The sequence below is a fragment of the Paenibacillus spongiae genome, from assembly GCF_024734895.1.
Taxonomy (GTDB): Bacteria; Bacillota; Bacilli; order Paenibacillales; family Paenibacillaceae; genus Paenibacillus_Z; species Paenibacillus_Z spongiae.
This window is the reverse complement of record NZ_CP091430.1, coordinates 4712501-4726108: the sequence shown is the minus strand read 5'-3', so window position 1 is coordinate 4726108 and position 13608 is coordinate 4712501. Positions and strand designations below refer to the sequence as shown.

The 13608-nt window shown below is 51.9% G+C and carries 17 protein-coding genes; 12 read left to right on the top strand and 5 right to left on the bottom strand.

The genetic code is table 11. The features are described 5' to 3' along the window. The first annotated feature begins 93 nt into the window (after positions 1–93). From hisA to L1F29_RS21375, 6 genes are all read left to right on the top strand, one after another. Positions 94–864 carry a phosphoribosylformimino-5-aminoimidazole carboxamide ribotide isomerase gene (gene hisA, locus L1F29_RS21400; protein WP_258384072.1) on the top strand — a complete coding sequence of 257 codons (771 nt, stop codon included), beginning with the start codon at positions 94–96 and terminating at the stop codon, positions 862–864. A 379-nt stretch (positions 865–1243) separates the two neighbouring features. Further along, entirely contained in the window at positions 1244–1726 is a 483-nt protein-coding gene (locus L1F29_RS21395; RefSeq protein ID WP_258384071.1) for a hypothetical protein, read from the top strand. 291 nt (positions 1727–2017) lie between these two features. After that, positions 2018–2821: a GNAT family protein gene (locus tag L1F29_RS21390; protein ID WP_258384070.1), complete on the top strand. Its 804-nt coding sequence runs from the start codon at positions 2018–2020 to the stop codon at positions 2819–2821. 67 nt (positions 2822–2888) lie between these two features. After that, positions 2889–3131: a DUF2164 domain-containing protein gene (locus L1F29_RS21385; RefSeq protein ID WP_258384069.1), complete on the top strand. Its 243-nt coding sequence runs from the start codon at positions 2889–2891 to the stop codon at positions 3129–3131. A 77-nt stretch (positions 3132–3208) separates the two neighbouring features. Continuing rightward, positions 3209–3922 carry a class I SAM-dependent methyltransferase gene (locus tag L1F29_RS21380; RefSeq protein WP_258384068.1) on the top strand — a complete coding sequence of 238 codons (714 nt, stop codon included), beginning with the start codon at positions 3209–3211 and terminating at the stop codon, positions 3920–3922. 30 nt (positions 3923–3952) lie between these two features. Further along, positions 3953–4246, top strand: coding sequence for an antibiotic biosynthesis monooxygenase family protein (locus L1F29_RS21375; protein WP_258384067.1), 294 nt, complete (start codon positions 3953–3955; stop codon positions 4244–4246). Between the two features lie 201 nt (positions 4247–4447). Here the strand turns inward: L1F29_RS21375 and L1F29_RS21370 are convergent, their stop codons facing one another. Next, entirely contained in the window at positions 4448–5374 is a 927-nt protein-coding gene (locus L1F29_RS21370) for an AraC family transcriptional regulator (protein ID WP_258384066.1), read from the bottom strand. Positions 5375–5466: 92 nt separating this feature from the next. Further along, positions 5467–6447, bottom strand: coding sequence for a phytanoyl-CoA dioxygenase family protein (locus L1F29_RS21365; RefSeq protein ID WP_258384065.1), 981 nt, complete (start codon positions 6445–6447; stop codon positions 5467–5469). A 342-nt stretch (positions 6448–6789) separates the two neighbouring features. Between L1F29_RS21365 and L1F29_RS21360 the strand changes: the two genes are divergently transcribed. From L1F29_RS21360 to L1F29_RS21340, 5 genes are read left to right on the top strand one after another with little or no spacing between them, the layout of a single operon-like run. Continuing rightward, complete coding sequence (locus L1F29_RS21360; protein WP_258384064.1) at positions 6790–7245, top strand: GyrI-like domain-containing protein; 456 nt, start codon at positions 6790–6792, stop codon at positions 7243–7245. 13 nt (positions 7246–7258) lie between these two features. Beyond that, positions 7259–8206: a DMT family transporter gene (locus L1F29_RS21355; RefSeq protein WP_258384063.1), complete on the top strand. Its 948-nt coding sequence runs from the start codon at positions 7259–7261 to the stop codon at positions 8204–8206. Next, positions 8193–8666 (top strand): hypothetical protein, encoded by a 474-nt coding sequence (locus L1F29_RS21350; protein WP_258384062.1) that lies wholly within the window; start codon positions 8193–8195, stop codon positions 8664–8666. The genes L1F29_RS21355 and L1F29_RS21350 overlap by 14 nt, the downstream gene beginning before the upstream one ends. Then, entirely contained in the window at positions 8663–9466 is an 804-nt protein-coding gene (locus L1F29_RS21345) for a PhzF family phenazine biosynthesis protein (protein WP_258384061.1), read from the top strand. The genes L1F29_RS21350 and L1F29_RS21345 overlap by 4 nt, the downstream gene beginning before the upstream one ends. Before the next feature lie 28 nt (positions 9467–9494). Further along, positions 9495–10223, top strand: coding sequence for a metallophosphoesterase family protein (locus tag L1F29_RS21340; RefSeq protein ID WP_258384060.1), 729 nt, complete (start codon positions 9495–9497; stop codon positions 10221–10223). Between the two features lie 68 nt (positions 10224–10291). Here L1F29_RS21340 and L1F29_RS21335 read toward each other — a convergent pair whose 3' ends face one another. The 3 genes from L1F29_RS21335 to L1F29_RS21325 all read right to left on the bottom strand — a co-directional run bounded on the left by L1F29_RS21335 (position 10292) and on the right by L1F29_RS21325 (position 12956). Next, positions 10292–11542, bottom strand: coding sequence for a stalk domain-containing protein (locus L1F29_RS21335; RefSeq protein ID WP_258384059.1), 1251 nt, complete (start codon positions 11540–11542; stop codon positions 10292–10294). A gap of 137 nt (positions 11543–11679) precedes the next feature. Beyond that, positions 11680–12558: an AraC family transcriptional regulator gene (locus L1F29_RS21330; protein ID WP_258384058.1), complete on the bottom strand. Its 879-nt coding sequence runs from the start codon at positions 12556–12558 to the stop codon at positions 11680–11682. 110 nt (positions 12559–12668) lie between these two features. Continuing rightward, complete coding sequence (locus L1F29_RS21325) at positions 12669–12956, bottom strand: hypothetical protein (protein WP_258384057.1); 288 nt, start codon at positions 12954–12956, stop codon at positions 12669–12671. 148 nt (positions 12957–13104) lie between these two features. Between L1F29_RS21325 and L1F29_RS21320 the strand changes: the two genes are divergently transcribed. Further along, positions 13105–13587 carry a hypothetical protein gene (locus L1F29_RS21320; protein WP_258384056.1) on the top strand — a complete coding sequence of 161 codons (483 nt, stop codon included), beginning with the start codon at positions 13105–13107 and terminating at the stop codon, positions 13585–13587. Positions 13588–13608: the final 21 nt, after the last annotated feature.

Below are 13608 nucleotides of genomic sequence, written 5' to 3'. Positions count from 1 at the left end.
TGTTTATACCAATCATTCATTGAACTACGTAGATGATCGCATTTTCTGATACAATAGGTTCAGATGATTTAATGACGAGGGTGAGGATTACCAATGAAATTCAGACCGTGCATCGACCTTCATAATGGCAAGGTAAAACAAATTGTCGGCGAATCGCTGACGGCGGCTGCTTCGCAAGGCGGCGTTATCGAGAACTTTGTCTCCGCTTACGATTCCGCTTACTATGCAGATTTGTTCAAGCGCGATGAGCTTACCGGGGGCCATGTCATCATGCTCGGTCCCGGCAATGAAGAAGCTGCGTTAAGCGCGCTTCGTGAATATCCGGGGGGGCTGCAGATCGGCGGCGGAATTACGGCTGATAATGCGGCGTTATATTTGGAGAACGGGGCGTCACATGTAATCGTGACTTCGTATATTTTCAGGGATGGCGAGCTTAACCTTGATCATCTGCGGCGGATCGTATCGGAGGTCGGCCCGGAAAGGCTCGTGATCGATCTTAGCTGCAAGCAGCGGGATGGCAAGTGGTATGTGGTGACGAACCAGTGGAAGTCGTTCAGCAGCTTCGAAGTCAACGAGGCGAATTTACGCGAGCTGGAACAGTATTGCAATGAATTTCTCGTCCACGCCGTCGATGTGGAAGGGAAACGGACAGGCATACTGGAAAGCCTGGTCAGCCTGCTTGGCCGTGCAGTAACGATCCCGACGACCTATGCGGGGGGCGCTCGCTCTCTGGAAGATTTGAAGCTGTTTCATGAGCTGGCTTCAGGCAGGCTGGACATTACAATCGGAAGCGCTCTGGATATATTCGGCGGTGCGCTTTCCTATGACGAGGTCGTGGCCTACTGCAAGAAGTTCGAATCATAATGATATCCGGCTGTAGAGAAGATTGAACGAATGCCTGCCGGATCGCATTTGGAATAAGGTAATCATGGAAGAGAGAGCGGAGGTGAATCCGTCTCTCTTTTTTCGTTCATTTCATATCGTTCTTACTCATCAATTAGATACAAATTAATAACAATAACCTTACAGTCGATTTACATAATAATGAAATCATGTTAAATTATAAGTTAGATGAAGCGAGTTTGATCTATCATTCTGGGGGTGTCTATTTTCGAAACGTTACACTTGGAAGAAAGGGTGAATTTATGCGTGTTATTATTGGATCCAATATAGTCCATTCAACGACTTCATACAAAATAGCTAAGTTTGGCATCAGGATTTTATACGGAGGGGATAAATCATCATGTTGAAACATATGGTGAGAAGCGAAAAAGAACTTGCCGCAGATGATCCGCAGCAGGTGCCGACCTATTCCGTTACTTATCCGAACGCTTCGAGCAAATACGTCGTGATCGCTTGCCTGCTGAATATTGGACTGCTCGCAATTATGAATGCAACGAATGTCGAAAGTATTCGTATCGCAGCCTCGATTGCGTTCGTTCTGGTACAGGTCTTTTTATTTATCCGGATGTACATAGAAATTCGCCAGAAGCATACGCTGCTCCTGCGGGAGAAGGAATTATTTATCGGGAAGCAGCTGTTGACTCCTGAGCAGCTGACCGAAGTGACGTTCACGACGAATTATATTGATCTGCATACCAATCGGCGCAATTGGTCGGAACGGGTGGTCAGGTTTCGATTTGCCGGCAGCAGCGAGAAGGACCGCGCGGCTGAACGGCTGCGTGCATGGCTGACGCGCCATGAAGTGAAGACGCGCAAAGATTAATAGCGGATTTCATAACGGAGCTTCGCAATTCTCGCCGGACAGCGGGAGGCGCGAAGCTTCTTTTTCTCTATATTGCAAGCGGGTTTCAATGGTATAATATGTGCATTCGTCCGGCTGTCGGCTATATCTAAAATATGAAATCAATATCAGTCGAACGAAAGAAGAAGAACGAGCGGAGCATGAAGAATGATTCTGGAGAAGCGCCAGCGGTCGGAAGAACATTCTACCTGCGCAGCGGGTTGTATTCCAATCATTAGTTTAACTTATATAGCATAGCAAGGGGGCGGATAAGTGGCCATTCTATCCAAACAGCTCGCAGAGCAAATCGAGCAGTCCGAAATCGAATTTATGACAGACCGCATGGCCGCCATACGTGAGCGGCAAGGGAATCCGGAGCGCGTCGAGGTCCGCTCCTTCGGGAGCGCGAAAGCCTTCATCAGCAAAGGGATGCCATGGCCTCAGTTCAATGCCGTCAAGGGCTTCGGTCCTGACGAGCTTCCTCTGCTGCCGGATATACTAGCCTATTACGAGGAAGCAGGGTGCCGGCCGCAATTCGAGATCACCCCGATCCACGCAGCGCCAGAGCTGCTTAGAGCGCTGAGCGAACAGGGCTTCGTGCCCGGCGGTTTCCATGCTTCGTTCTATACGGTGCCGGAACAATCGGTCATGCCGCTGCCGTCCAACATCCGGATCAGGCGGCTGGAACGGGATGAAATGACCGATTATGCGCGCATCCACTGCCTTGGGTTCGGGATGGATGAGAGCGGAATCGCCCCAATCGCCATTAATAATGGCGTGCTGCATGGAAGGCCGGGCTGGCAATTCTATGTCGGGCTGGTCGATGGTGAACCGGCTGCGGCGGGTGTTCTATATATCCGGCAGGGCACGGCATCCCTGACATTCGCCGCGACGCTGCCTAAGTATCGTTCACGGGGGCTTCATTATGCGCTATTGAGACGCCGAATCCATGAATCGGCCTTGAGTGATTGCAGGCTCATCGTAAGCCAAGCGGCCTATCTGTCTCCCAGTCACCGCAATATGGAGCGGGCAGGGATGAAGCTGGCCTATACGCGTATAAACATGATCCGTAAGTAATGGTTGGACAAGAATGCTGTCTTGTGCAAGACGATGGACAAGCCGTTATTGTTAGGAGGTGGAACAGATGATACCGATTAAACTTCCGCGGGAAGATAAGGACCGCATTATTGAAGCGTTCATCGCTTTCTACGAGCAAGAGCGCTCGGAGGAGCTGGGGCATATCGGAGCCGAGCAGATCATTGATTTTCTGCTTAAAGAAACGGCGCCATATGTTTACAACAAAGCGATTGCGGATGCAAGACAGGTAATTGTGCAAAAGACGGCCTCGATCGAGGAAGAGCTGTATGCGATGGAACGCAGGGTATAGTCGTACTTTCTTTTTAAATAAGGAGGGGAATCACGCTGGATAGCAAACAACGATTTTCGTCGCGTGTCGATAATTATGTGAAATACCGTCCGGGATATCCGCAGGCGCTGCTGGATTATCTCGATGATAAGCTGGGGATAAGCACCGGCAGCGTACTCGCCGATGTCGGTTCAGGCACAGGGATTTTCACCCGGCTGCTGCTTGAAAGCGGACACCGAGTCTATGCGGTTGAACCGAACAAAGAGATGCGCGAAGCAGCGGAGTCGCAGCTTGGCGGCTACGACGGATTCGTATCGATTGACGGTTCGGCGGAACAAACGCAGCTGGCGGATGCGACCGTAGATGCGGTACTCTCCGCGCAGGCGTTCCATTGGTTCGATCCCGGGCCGACGAGCATGGAATTTCGCCGTATCTTGAAGCCGGGCGGAACGGTATCGCTCATCTGGAATAAACGTGATGTTGAACGCAATGCATTCGCCGCGGAGTACGATCAATTGCTGAAGCGGATCGCCCCCGATTACGAGAACGTCAAGCATATGCGTCTGGGTGATGCGGATTACCGCGCTTTCTTTAGCCAAGGACTGTACACCAAAGCCGTATTCGAGAATGACCAGTATATCACGTACGAAGAGCTGCTTGGACGGGCCAGCTCCTCCTCCTATACGCCGCTTCCCGGCTCGGAGTCCTATCAGCTCTTTGTTCAAGAGCTGGAAGCACTGTTTGCCGCTCATCAGAAGGACGGTCTGGTTCCCTTCCATTATGCAACGGAGTTATACTATGGCCGCATGTAGGCTGCTGTTTACGGAAGGAGCTGCCGATTCATGATAATGGAGCTGGCCATATTGCATGTGAAGCCGGAGCTGGACGACACCTTTGTCGGGCAATTCAAGGAAGCCTCTCGAATCATTGCTTCCATGAAAGGCTATGTCCGCCATGAGCTGCAGCGCTGTCTTGAGCGCGAGCATCAATACGTCCTGCTGGTATGGTGGGAGACGCTGGAGGATCATGTGCGGGGGTTTAGACAATCGCCGGAGTATGAACAATGGAAGCGGCTGCTTCATCATTATTATGAACCGTTCCCAGTCGTGGAGCATTATGAGAAAGTAACGCTATGAGCGCTTCACCAGCATCAACATTCTAACTCCGTCCTATGTGTCTGTCAGTTGTTCATTCTATATAAAAATTATTTGCGCAAAAGGGCTGCCTCTTAAGTCATCCATGATGACAAAAAGGGCAGCCCTTCAATAATTCTTCGTAGGAATGTTCCGTGATCAGAAGAGCGCGAAGCAGGCCGAATGTTCTTCCATTCGCTGCTGCTACCGATTATCTCCGTTCATTGATCTACCGTTGATCCACGTATTGAATGGATACAGCTCCTTCGGCTCGGTGAAGGCAGCCAGATTGATGGAGCGGGCGCTGCTGTAGGCTTCGCGAAACCGGGAGGGCGTCATTCCCTTGATGCGATGAAAGCAGCGGGAGAAGTAGTGCTCGTCTTGAAAACCGCAAGCGAATGCAACCTGCTTCACGGTCCAATTCTCGTATAATAAATGCAAGCACGACCGTTCGATCCGGCGATGCACGATGAGCATCTGCGGGGTCAAACCGATATATCTTCTTACCTGTCTCGTGAAGTGGGCATGGGTCCAACCCGAGGCATGGGATAATTCCGCGACAGTAATAGGTCGATGCAGCTGATTCTCCATAAATGTGATTGCCGTCTGAAGCGGAAGGGGAATTGCAGTGCCGCTTGCCTGCGAACCACTGGCCCATTCTTCGTAGGCGTCCGACAATTCTTCCAATATGACACCGAGCAGCTTATTGCCCCGTTCAATCCAACGCTTGGGCTTTGTAGAGCCCAGCTTCAGTATTTGCTTCAACAAGCTTTCCGCAATCGGATTCAAAACGGGCAGGAAGGAGGCTTCGCGCAAAAACTGCGAATGGTCGTGATCCGGAATGTCAATCCATTCGAAATGGATATATTGATGACGGGTAGGCACCGTGAGGTCAAAATCATAGGTATGCTCTTCATCCGGACGAGTCAGGATGTACCCGGACTCCGACAGCTTAATCGTCTGTTTGTTCGTCCTGTAGACCGTCCCGGTGCCCTGCGGAAAATAGACCAGCTCATATTCGGCGAGTCTGCGAGGAGGAAGACTCGCCCCTGCTCTAGCCGAGACATCTCCACAAAATAGTATCGAAGGAAACGGTTGTTGCCTAAAGCAGGACTCCCGGTTCGTAGACATATCTGCTCACGTTCCTATCCTATGCCGTTTTGCTTCAACTATAGCGTATCGGCCCCTTCTATGGCAACGCTTTCTCGAGAATCGTGTGCAGATCACATCTCCATCATTTGTCCGTCCGGCATGGCCATCATCCGCTTGCCCGCGGCTGGCTTGCCGGGATCGATAACGGGAAGATCGACCTTCGTGCCGAATGCCGGAGCGGCGTATGGCAGGTGTGTCTGCCCCCGGGCCAATATGTGCAAATAATTGCCCGAATCTCCCTCGTAGGACTCGCCGTGATTCCATGGTACCCATGACCTCGCGTTACAATAATGGCATACATAAGCGCGGCGGAAGCGGTCCTTCGTCTTGTTCGGGTATGAACGGTGGAGCAAATGCGAATGGAAGAACAGAACGTCTCCCGCTTTCATAGGCACCGGAATGATCTCGGGATACCGGGCGGCAACCTTGGAAAGTGAATTTGCTTCATCATCCAGGCTGCTCGCATTCCGCGCCGGCGGGAGCGAGTCGAAAGCTTCTGTAGCATGGACGGATTGAAACGGCTCGGCATCGGGATAGACCGGTTCATTAGAGCTGCCGGGGGCGACCCATAAGCAGCCGTTCTCGATATCGACATCCTCCAGCGCGATCCACGCGCCGATTAACGTTTCGGGGTAGGTCGTAATGTAGTAGGCGTCCTGGTGCCAGCCCTGACCGCCCATACCGGGCGGGTTGAAGAACAGCATAGACTGGAGAGCCAGCACGTCCGGACCTATCAAGGCTTCAAGCACATCCAATAATCTGGGATGAAGAAGACCCCATTCGGCGACAGGCTGGTTGCGGTGAAGCATATGAATACGGGTAACGCGGGCAGACTTCTCCGCTGCCGACATCTCGGGATCATAAGGATCATGTCCGCCAACTGGTATTTGGCCGTTATACAAACCGTCGGCCCAGTCACGGAGCGTCTCTACATCCGTTTGATTCAGCAAGGATGGAACGACGAGATATCCTTCGCGTTGATAGTGCGCGTACTGGTCGGCATGAACTCGATAGCGGTCAGGACGTGTAACGACTTGCGGCATATAGGGCATTCCATGAACCTCCTTAGCAATGTAACAACTTCCCTCATTATCTACGCTGTCGGACATGAAATACAATGGAGCGAACGATCAGATGGTGGACTGATTTGCTATCTTAATCGCAATGTCCGCCGATGCGGAACAAGTGCCCAAGGAACTGGTCGGTTACCTGACACCTGGCATGCAGGTCGATTCGGATCGAGCATGCGGAAATAAAAGTTTTCGCACCGCCACGTGAAAATGTTGCCACATCTTCCGCCATACATGATAAACTGGACACAGATGTGCAGCGATAACCGTCTCCTCTTAAGCGAGAGGGCTCGCTTCGCCAATCGTATAGGGAGGTTTGGCACGATGAACAATTGTGCGGTAGTTACGAAACCCGCCATGAAGATGGTTGGGATCAGTTACTGCGGTCCTTACTCGACGTTCCCAGATGAAGCCATTCGATTGCAAAGCGAATTCCTTGCCCGCAAGCATGAATTGAACGGTGATGTGCTTTCTACAGCACTTCACAGCCCCTACTTCGGTAATGAAGTTTTCGCCACCTACTGGGCATGCTTCGAAATTGCCCATATCGATCAGATACCGGAAGGCATGGTACAATTCACGATTCCGCAGCGCCAGTACGCCATGGTGCGATGTACCAATAAGCGCATCGGCGAAGGGTATGAGCGGTTGTTCGCGTGGATGAACGAGAATCAGCTGGTGAAGCGTGACAATGCGGTCTCGCTGGAAATTTTTTATATTGATGAGCACTTGGAGGAAGAACCGGTCGATCTGCTCATACCGATTATAGAGAAGGAGTAGAACGACGACAATTATGACGGCTGCACGATTTTTTACACATCCGCTCGGCATACTGGCAGCCTCAATCGGCGCTACATTGTTATGGGGGAGCTCGTATCCTTTTCTTAAACTGAGCTACCAATCGCTTCAAATCGGAACTTCCGATACTTACGAGCAGCTGCTGTTTGCCGGATACCGGTTTACGCTGGCCGGGCTGCTTATTATGGTGTACATGCTTATTCGAAGGGAGCCTCTGGCATATCGGCCGGGGAGCGGAATGCTGCTCATCCGGATTGCCCTGCTGCAAACCGTACTCCAGTATACATTCTTCTATGCAGGTATGTCCCTCAGCGAGGGCATCGTAGGATCTGTCATCGCAGGTACGATATCCTTCTTCCAGATTAGTCTGGCTCACATCCTGTATCCTGACGACAGGATGGATCGAACGAAGCTGCTGGGTCTGCTTGTCGGCTTTGCGGGACTGCTCGTATTGGGGCTCTCCAATCAAGGCACCGGCAGGAGCTGGATATTTTCGTACGGGGAGCTGCTATTGATCGCTTCGGCTTTCTTCAGCGCATGTGCGAATCTGATATCGCGCAAAGGAGCGGGCACTTACAGCGTATCCTACTTGAACGGCTGGCAGATGCTGCTTGGGGGAATCACGCTAATGGCGGTTTCGGCGTGGCGGGTCGGACTGGCTCCGTTCGTGTTCGATTGGCGGTCATCGCTCATGCTGCTTCATCTGGCAGTCGTGTCGGCGGTTGGCTTTATGCTCTGGAACAATGTGATGAAGTATAACAACGTCGGGAGCGTGTCGATGTACCTGTTTCTTATTCCCGTATTCGGAGTTACACAATCGGCGCTCCTGTTGTCGGAGAAGCTCCATGCGGCAGTTTTTGTATCGCTGCTGATGGTCTGCTCAGGCATCGTTATCGTCAATAGAAGGAAGAAAGCGGGAATGATGACAGTTGCACAGAAATAATAGGCAGATCGCTCCTCTGTCTCTCCGTATTATAGTCTGGGGAGCGGCAGCGGGCATCTTCGCCGGGACCGTTCTCGGACTATTTCTCAAATGGGTACAGAACGCCACCGGCGAGCAGGTCTACACGCTGCTGCTTAATATCGATTTCATCCCTTATATGCCGATGCGGCTGACGGAATCCGTGGAGTTCTTACTTCATCTGGTTGTGTCCGCTGCGCTCGGCATTGTTTATCTATCGGTCGCAGCATATCGGGGGAAATACGCGTTATGGGGAGTCATAATCGGGGTGTTGGCATCCCTTGCTTGGATCCCTCTGACGCTCGTCTCCGATCGGGTCCCATCGATCTCGAATGGTCAGGCATTCAGCTTATGGCTGCTTGGTCATGTAATCTACGGGATCGCTCTGGCTCTGATGGCCAGCCTATTCAAACCATTGTTCAGAAGGAGGGGAGAGTCGTGACAGCAGCAATTTCCATTGTCGATGCCTTCACGGCAGAGCCGTTCAGAGGAAATCCGGCGGCGGTCTGTCTGCTCCCGCAGGAGCGCGAAACGTCTTGGATGCAGCTCGCAGCCTCGGAGATGAATCTGTCTGAAACGGCCTTCTTAGTGAAGAAGGCCGATGGCATATATGGGCTTCGCTGGTTTACGCCGCTCCAGGAGGTTGATCTATGCGGTCATGCTACGCTTGCTGCCGCTCATTACTTATGGGAACAGGGACATTGCGTGCCGGAGCAGCAGCTGCTGTTTCATACGCGAAGCGGTCTATTATCCGCCGTGCGGACGGCAGAAGGCATTACGCTTGATTTTCCGTCCGAGCCGGTAACGCCTGCCGTAGCTCCTGAAGAGCTCATTCAGTCGCTTGGATTAATTCCTCGCTATGTCGGGCGGAATCGGATGGACTATCTCGTCGAAGTGGACGGCGAGGACACGGTCCGAACGCTCAGGCCGGATATGCCGCTGCTTGCGCGAGTGGAAACTAGAGGCGTCATCGTAACCGCCAGGGCCGACGGGGGAACAAGCGGCAGCTATGATTTTGTTTCCCGTGCGTTCTTTCCGTCCATCGGGATTAATGAGGATCCGGTTACAGGCTCGGCACACTGCGCATTGGCGCCTTATTGGCACCGCCGGCTGCGCAAGGAAGAGCTGTCCGCTTATCAAGCGTCCGCTCGCGGAGGAGAGCTGCTTCTCCGGATCGAAGGTGAACGAATTCAGATCAGCGGAACGGCGGTCACGGTCATGAACGGACAATTTATTCGTTGAAGAGCAACAGGAATGGGGGAGGGTTCACTTGCCGAAGAGGAAACGCACCTTAATTGTAAGCGATATTCATGGATGTCTGAATCCTTTCCAGGCGCTGCTCCGCAGCATGGAATATGATGCGCGTACCGATCAGTTGATCGTATTGGGGGATTATGTGGATAGAGGGCCGAACAGCAAAGAAGTCATCGAATTGCTGATGGCAATGGTTAAAGACGAAGGGACCATCGCTCTTCGCGGCAATCACGACCAACGATTGGTCGACCTGATCCGAACCCGGGATCGGTCGATAAAGAAGAGGTTTCTGGAGCATGGAGGAGGTCCGACGGCTAGAAGCTACCTCGGATTGGACGAGAGCGCAGCGGTTGACCAGCAGTTGACCGACGAAGCAATTGATCGGATTGCAAGGCAGTATGAGTCGCATATCTCCTTCTTGGAAGGGCTGCCATACTATTACGAGGACGAGCGGCATATTTATGTACACGCCGGTTTGAATCCCGCTTATAAGATCTGGACGAGTCAGCCTCAGCATGAATTCATGACGATCAAGCGCCCCTTCCTGGAGCAGCCGACCGTTGTGGAGAAGACGGTTGTATTTGGCCACACCAAGACGGTGGACATGCAAGGGACGGCCGATATCTGGTTCGGAGACGGGAAGATTGGCGTGGACGGCGGCTGTTCATTCGGTTATCAGCTGAACGGCCTGATCTTCGACGCTGATCTGCAAACCTATCAGACCTGTTCCGTACCGGCAGGATAATTCAAGAAGGGGCTGCTAGCAAAGTCATTCGATGACCATGCTTGCAGCCCTTCTTTATGATCTTATAACTATGAGTTCATCGTAATCGTGCGTTCCATCTGCTTCATCGCCGCTTCCCCGATAATTCCGATACGCCAGATTGCGATGCCTTTCAAGCTGTACCGTTTGGCCAGGCCGATCTTGGCATTGACGGATTCCGCCTTCTCGCTGCCGAAGGAGATGCCGAGAACGAGCTTTTCTTTGGGAACCTCTTTCAGCGCCATTCGAATCGCTTGATCGACACGGTCCATCGGTTCAGGGCCTTTCTCTCCTTCATAAGGGTAGGCCATTACGATCAACTCGTCAGCATATTTAGCCAATGCCTTGTAATCATAGCCATGATAGGCGCCGTTCAGCGGATGAACCGCCAGCGACAGCTTCAATCCGGCAGGCTTCGCTTGCTCGCTCAGCATACGGACGAATTCGGTCGTGGTTTTCTTGGCTAGATCGATATCGCCGGACCAGCCAAGCCCCTCGAAATCAAGGGTAATGCCTTGGAATCCATTATCGGCGGCTAGCTTCATCACCGTGTCAATGGCTTGAGTGCGAAGCGCCTCATCGGTCAGCATTTTCGTTAACTGGCCTTTCCCGTCCGTTCCAAACACCATTAAGAACGGGCTGCTGCCATCGGCTGTTACATCATCGACAATCTTCTCCGGCGTTATCTCGCCGGCCGGCTTTGGCCAAAAGAAGGATTCTCCCTGCAGCGTGATCCGGCCCTCGTCATCAATCCGCGTCCATCCGAATGCGACCGAATCGAAAGCGGGTACATACCGGATCTCCTTGAAGGAGGAGGTTGCATAGAATCCGACGGTGTACATATCCTCGCGCGGCGAGCGGATATCGACGGTATGCGTCTTGCCGTCCCATGAAACCTGCGCTCCGAACTGCGAGCTGAAGAAGTTGAGCGGAACGAGCGTATAACCGCCTTTGGAAATAGGGGCAACGTTCAGAAGGGCGGATTGCCCGCCTACGAATGCCTTCTTATCGTTCAGCCTCAGGGTAACCTGCTTGGACTGCCCGCCGACGGCCTTGGTCGCTGTAATAGTCTTAGCCGCGCCATTCCACACGACGTTAATGCGGAGCGCTTCGGAAATCACCCGGAACGGAACCATTGTCGTTCCGTTGATTACGGTCGGTTCGATTGGAAAGGACAGCGGGTAATCATCTAGCATAATTGTCGTCTTGGCAGGGGAAGCTGAGGTCGCGTTAGCAGGTACGCTGCCGAGCAGCAGAAGAAGCGCGGAGCAGGCAATGGCTCCTTTACGGAAAATAGTCACAATTGTCAAACTCTCCCATTCTATCAAGTTGTCTCCTTATTATAGCAATAACAATTGATAGATGAAAGAAAGCAGGGTTAAAGAAAAGCTAAAACCTCTTCGTGACGCGAACTTCGCAGAAGAGATTCTGCGGATAATCAGTCGTCTACACAGCGGGAACGCTTGCGATAGGCGAGCGGCGTCATCCCCTCATGCTTCTTGAATCTTCCGATAAAGTGGTTGACGCTGCTGAACCCGATTTCGGAACCGATTTCAACAATGCTGAGCGCAGTGGTGCGGAGCAAATCTTTGGCAGCCGCGATTTTAAGTTTCATATGATACTCGATGGGACTATGGCCTGTGTAACGCTTGAACTCCCGGGTAAGGTGATATTTGCTGATGAAGAATTCCTCCGCCAATTGATCGAGTGTTATTTTTTCCTTGCAGTGGGTTTGCATTTTTTTGACGATGCGCTCGATGCTTGGCGGGGGCTCCGGATAGCTCCAGTCGAAACAATTGCTCTGCAGCAGCAGATCGGTTAACAGATCGACGATGATTTTGGAGCTGATAATAGGGGACCGGGCATCGTTACTCTGGATGGCTGTAATCAGTTTACGGAGATTTTCGGGGATGAAAGAATCCTGCTGCAAGGATATGACGGGTCCGGTGTGTTTGTTGATTTGTTTGTAATAGCCGCTGGTGCTTCCACCCTCGAAATGCACCCACATCAACTTCCACAAATTCGTTTCGTTGGTTCGATAGGTATGCGGCTGACGGCAGTCGATAAGGAATACGTCACCGGCGCGGAGAGTATAGGAATGCCCGGCATAATCCAAATAGCCGACGCCTGATTCGGTATAGGCGAGCAGGAAAGAGTCTATATTCGCTTGCTCCACGCAGAAGGTAGGCTTGACATGATAATGGCCGACGGAATGGACGTAATAGAATATGGATTTGGCGAGCAAGCTGGCATACGCTTCAATATGTATCGATTGTTCCTCGATGTCCGGGCTTTCTCTAAGGATGCTGATGGTCATCTTATCCCCCCGTTCTCAGGTAAGCAATAATGTACTGTTTTTAGACAATATTGTGGGATGTGTTCCGGAATCAATGCGCTTACAATTTTATTAAAACGTTTTTATTATATTTAAGCACGAAGAATGCGAAAGAACAAGAGGTATCGAACGAGGAGATGATAACCATGGATGCGGAGCTCGTCAGCCAACTGCGGCAAATCGCCGAACGCGAAGGCTTCCAGCTGCTGCCGGGCGTTTAGGCAAGCGAGTTTTTGCAGGATGAAGACGGCCAATGGTATATGACGGCGATTGCGCATGAGACTAATCATTTTCACTTTATTGAATTGTACCGCCTCGAGTGGCCGGAGCAGCCGGGAGGCAAATTCAAGGTCGAACCGATCCGCCCAAGGGATTGACATAGAGCCGCCATATGGAAGGAGGTGATGAAAGAGCGATCGGCCGGAAGGTCATGTCAGCAGAGGCAGGAGGAAGATGGGATATTGTTCGTGAAGACAGCAGAAGGAAAGCGTTCATAGTTCGATTCTAGCTAGTCTGGAGGGATGGAATGTGAAGAGAACGGCATTGGCGTTTGGGCTTATGCTTCTTGCTCTAAGCTTGGTCAGCGTTGTGTTTGCGGCGTCGACTGAAATCATCATCGTGGCGGAGTCAGGGGATCATAAACCGGATCAGCTCACCGATCCGAACGGATCGCTGGGACAGGAGTTCATCGCTCCGCAGACCTTCAATACGTTAGTGTTACCGCTGCCGACCTGGAGCACGACTACTTCCGGGTATACGTTCATCCTGCGCAAGCATGGGCCGAGCGGAGAGATCGTCTATCAGGAAGATATTCGCAATGCTCAGGACAATCGCTCGATTATTGCAGTTGGCGAACAGGGTGTAGGCCGGTATTATGCCGAAATCAGCAAGCCGGTAGGGTCGATCGGATGGTGGACGAGAGAAGATGTGTACAATCGGGGGGCGGCTTACGCGAACGGCAAACCGGTAATGGGGAGCGACCGTGAGACGATCATTCGTTATGTTGAATAAGCATTTCGGCTTTACGTTCCA

Bases quoted from the DNA above. Each gene is read 5' to 3' on its own strand.
- hisA (WP_258384072.1), top strand. From the start codon at position 94: ATGAAATTCAGACCGTGCATCGACCTTCATAATGGCAAGGTAAAACAA.
- L1F29_RS21395 (WP_258384071.1), top strand. From the start codon at position 1,244: ATGTTGAAACATATGGTGAGAAGCGAAAAAGAACTTGCCGCAGATGAT.
- L1F29_RS21385 (WP_258384069.1), top strand. From the start codon at position 2,889: ATGATACCGATTAAACTTCCGCGGGAAGATAAGGACCGCATTATTGAA.
- L1F29_RS21375 (WP_258384067.1), top strand. From the start codon at position 3,953: ATGATAATGGAGCTGGCCATATTGCATGTGAAGCCGGAGCTGGACGAC.
- L1F29_RS21370 (WP_258384066.1), bottom strand. From the start codon at position 5,374: ATGTCTACGAACCGGGAGTCCTGCTTTAGGCAACAACCGTTTCCTTCG.
- L1F29_RS21365 (WP_258384065.1), bottom strand. From the start codon at position 6,447: ATGCCCTATATGCCGCAAGTCGTTACACGTCCTGACCGCTATCGAGTT.
- L1F29_RS21360 (WP_258384064.1), top strand. From the start codon at position 6,790: ATGAACAATTGTGCGGTAGTTACGAAACCCGCCATGAAGATGGTTGGG.
- L1F29_RS21355 (WP_258384063.1), top strand. From the start codon at position 7,259: ATGACGGCTGCACGATTTTTTACACATCCGCTCGGCATACTGGCAGCC.
- L1F29_RS21330 (WP_258384058.1), bottom strand. From the start codon at position 12,558: ATGACCATCAGCATCCTTAGAGAAAGCCCGGACATCGAGGAACAATCG.
- L1F29_RS21325 (WP_258384057.1), bottom strand. From the start codon at position 12,956: ATGTCAATCCCTTGGGCGGATCGGTTCGACCTTGAATTTGCCTCCCGG.